Below are 3,569 nucleotides of genomic sequence, written 5' to 3' on the forward strand. Positions count from 1 at the left end.
AGGTTAGGTGCAGATAATCCAGATCATTAGGAATATCAAAATCCTTGGGTATATAGTTGAAATTTTTATCCTCAGAAGAAGCCAGTTCAATAGCATTGCCAATTAGTTTAGCCTCCTTTATAGCGTTACTGGCCCATGTGCCGGTATTTAGATAGCCTGCCTTGTTTTCGAGCAGATTATAGGCCAGCATTGGGAATTGAAGACTGGCACCGCCCTGTAAATACAGAGCCTGATATCCTTTCCCTTCTAAACCCAAAAGTTCCAGGGCCAAAGATCTGGCCTGGTCCATTATAGCCACGAATTCTTTACTGCGATGTGAAATTTCTATAAGAGATAGACCTATTCCGTCTAGTTCCAGAACTGCCGCGGCAGCTTTTTGCATTACTTCGGTCGGAAGAATACAAGGACCTGCGCTAAAATTATGTTTTTTCATAGAGTTGTTGCCATTTTTGCAGTTGTAAAGGTCCTAAAATAACCCGAGATAGCAGGGACAAATCGGGAATAATTGTCCTAGGTTTTTAACAAGAATTCAACAGTGTCCACACCATCAGCATAATCTGTAAGTAAGGGTGCTTGAGTGTTGCCAAAAGGTATCTCATTATCCATAACCCCTTGCGATACAACGCATTGTATCTGGTCCTTTTCTCTTTCCAATTTAGCTATCAATGTATCCAAAGATGAATACTGCTCATAAAATACGGTGCCAATAGGTGAGGCGTAGTGTTTATCCTCTTTCAGCATAAAAAAGTTGTTGTCTAAAAATGGAAACTGGCTCATTAAATATACTGCCTTGTTGTAATCGTAATTATTGTGGTATTTGTGATGATCCTTTAAAAATGAATAAGACGCTATTGCTTCAAAAAAAAGATCGAAGTCATACCCCTGAGGAACAAAAAGTTTGCTCACACTTCTACAACCCAATCCAAAATATCTAAATATATCTTCGCCCAAAGAGCTTAATTGTTCTTTGGATTCCGAGCCGGTTAAAATGGCAATACTATTTCTGTTTTTACGAATAATATTGGGTTTATGCCCAAAGTAATACTCAAAATAGCGTGAAGTGTTATTACTCCCGGTAGCGATCACTGCATCAAAACTGGTCAAGGTTCCTTTTGTAATGATCATGCCCCCCTTTAAGGCTGACTCATACGTTTCAAGTAAACTGATAAAAAAGGGTATAAAATCGGTGTCATTAGAAGACAGCTTAATAATAGCCCGGTTCCCTGTTAATACCACGGCCAGTAGATCGTGAAATCCTACCATGGGAATGTTACCCGCCATTATGATGGCAACCTGTTTAGATGGAGTTTTTTTAAAGGAATAGGAAGTAAGCCAATCGTTTATTCCCTGAGGAGTTAAAACTTCACCCCAGGCAGAAAAGGCATACAAAAGGTTCTCTTCGGTAAACCACCCATTTTTATGACCTGCCTTGCTGACAATATCATCTAGCTTGGAGAAACTAGTGAGTTTGTCAGCAGGTGCGGTTTCACCGGCCTTATATCTGCCATAAGTGCGAAGAAATTCGCCAAGTTTAACAAATGCTTGTATTCTTTGTTCCAGGGTCCCCATTATATTTGTACAAAATATGTTTCAGCAGTACCTTTGCCGCAAAAGTATGAAACTGAAACAAAAGTTGATCCTAATAAGAAGGGTTTCCTGCAGCTAGTAAAAATTGCTTAAAAGAAAAAGAGGATTATGGCTATTATTATAACAGATGAATGTATTAACTGCGGGGCATGTGAGCCGGAATGCCCTAATACAGCTATTTATGAAGGAGCAGACGAATGGCGTTATGGTGATGGAACTTCCTTAAAAGGGGAAGTGGTATTGCCAAATGGTAAAAAAGTGAATTCGGAAGATGTGCAAGAGCCCATCAGCGATGAAATTTACTATATCTCTCCTGATAAATGTACTGAGTGCATGGGTTTCCACGAAGAACCACAATGTGCAGCGGTATGCCCGGTAGATTGTTGTGTTCCCGATGAGGACCATGTAGAGACAGAAGAAGAGTTATTGGGTAAACAACGATTTATGCATCCTGACGGATAGGGAATGCTAATTGTTGGTTATTATTTTTGAAAGTATTTCACGAAAGATCTTGGCACAAACCATTGCTGTCATCTTATTTACATCCCTTTCCGGATTATACTCAACGATATCAGCGCCTAAGATGGGAACTTGAATGTGTTGAATAATATGCAATAGTTCTCTTACCATTAAACCTCCGGGTTCCTGATGTGAAACTCCGGGCGCGCAACTTGGGTCGAGGACATCAATATCTACAGAAAGATAGAGTGGATTCTTAAACACCGGGAGCTTTTGCAGGTCCAGGTCTTTCATTTCAACTATTTCTACGCCAAACTTTTTCGCTTGTTCCCGCTGATGGGTATTCATGGTCCTTACTCCAATTTGCACAAGTCTGTGCGCCAGTTTGTCTTCCATGACCCTGGCAAATGGGCATGCGTGAGAATAGCGATCCCCGTCAAAACTATCATAAAGGTCTCCATGTGCATCAATATGAAGTATTTCCAGTGATCCATATTCCTGATATAGTGCCTTGAGAACCGGATAACTAATGGAGTGGTCACCACCCAAGGTAATAATAGGGATGTTTTTATTTAAATTAGAGGCTGTAATACGTTCTATATCAAAGTACTCCTCTATTTTAAAATCACCTTTGTCTTCAAATATATCCGGACTGATTTCTAAGCCGTTTTCAGCAAAATAATTTGAAGATGAACTGTGATATGCGGCCCTTATCTCAGCAGGGGCTTTCGACGGACCTCTTAAGAAAGACGATTTCTCATCAAATAAAATGCCTTGTAGAAATATAGGTGGTTTCATAGAACAGATCTCTAGCCGAATATTACAATAAATATAGGAGTAAAAAGTATATTTGCACCCCGTAAACCAGAATCTCAAGAATGAAAGCAGGTATTGTAGGATTGCCCAATGTAGGAAAATCGACCTTATTTAATTGTTTGTCCAATGCAAAGGCACAAAGTGCGAACTTCCCGTTTTGCACAATTGAACCCAATATAGGGGTGGTAAATGTTCCTGATGCCCGGCTCGAGAAATTAGAATCACTGGTTAACCCGGAAAGGGTTCTACCGGCAACGGTAGATATTGTTGATATTGCCGGACTTGTTAAAGGAGCGAGTAAAGGGGAAGGTCTGGGAAATCAATTCCTTGGCAACATAAGGGAAACAGATGCTATTCTTCATGTATTGCGTTGTTTTGATGATGATAATGTAGTTCATGTAGATGGTTCTGTAGATCCAATTCGCGATAAGGAGACCATCGATATGGAATTGCAATTAAAGGACCTCGAATCTGTTGAAAAGAAGTTAGATAAAGTAAAGAGGGCTGCGAAAACAGGGAATAAGGAAGCGCAAAAGGAAGAAGCAGTACTAGTCAGAATAAAAGAACAGTTAGAAGCTGGAATTTCTGTCAGGGCTCTTGAGATTGACAAGGCAGATCGCATAGAATTTGTGTCTCCATTACAATTAATAACAGATAAACCTGTGCTCTATGTTTGTAATGTGGATGAAGCATCTGCGGTAGGGGGA

General features: G+C 40.1%; 4 protein-coding genes and 1 pseudogene. 2 read left to right on the plus strand and 3 right to left on the minus strand.

From position 1 onward, the window contains the following. Both Q0X72_RS13350 and Q0X72_RS13355 read right to left on the minus strand, forming a co-directional pair. Positions 1–433, minus strand: a pseudogene (locus Q0X72_RS13350) (aminotransferase class V-fold PLP-dependent enzyme); the annotation flags it as partial. A 77-nt stretch (positions 434–510) separates the two neighbouring features. Beyond that, entirely contained in the window at positions 511–1,569 is a 1,059-nt protein-coding gene (locus Q0X72_RS13355; RefSeq protein WP_297766403.1) for an acyl-CoA reductase, read from the minus strand. A gap of 126 nt (positions 1,570–1,695) precedes the next feature. Between Q0X72_RS13355 and Q0X72_RS13360 the strand changes: the two genes are divergently transcribed. Beyond that, positions 1,696–2,049, plus strand: a complete 354-nt coding sequence (locus Q0X72_RS13360) for a 4Fe-4S dicluster domain-containing protein (protein WP_297766405.1) — start codon at positions 1,696–1,698, stop codon at positions 2,047–2,049. Positions 2,050–2,055: 6 nt separating this feature from the next. Here Q0X72_RS13360 and speB read toward each other — a convergent pair whose 3' ends face one another. Next, complete coding sequence (gene speB, locus Q0X72_RS13365) at positions 2,056–2,844, minus strand: agmatinase (protein WP_297766407.1); 789 nt, start codon at positions 2,842–2,844, stop codon at positions 2,056–2,058. A gap of 80 nt (positions 2,845–2,924) precedes the next feature. Between speB and ychF the strand changes: the two genes are divergently transcribed. Continuing rightward, the coding region (ychF, locus tag Q0X72_RS13370) for a redox-regulated ATPase YchF (RefSeq protein ID WP_297766410.1) at positions 2,925–3,569 on the plus strand (645 nt) is incomplete at its 3' end.

This window comes from uncultured Muriicola sp. (genome assembly GCF_947258935.1).
Taxonomy (GTDB): Bacteria; Bacteroidota; Bacteroidia; order Flavobacteriales; family Flavobacteriaceae; genus Muriicola.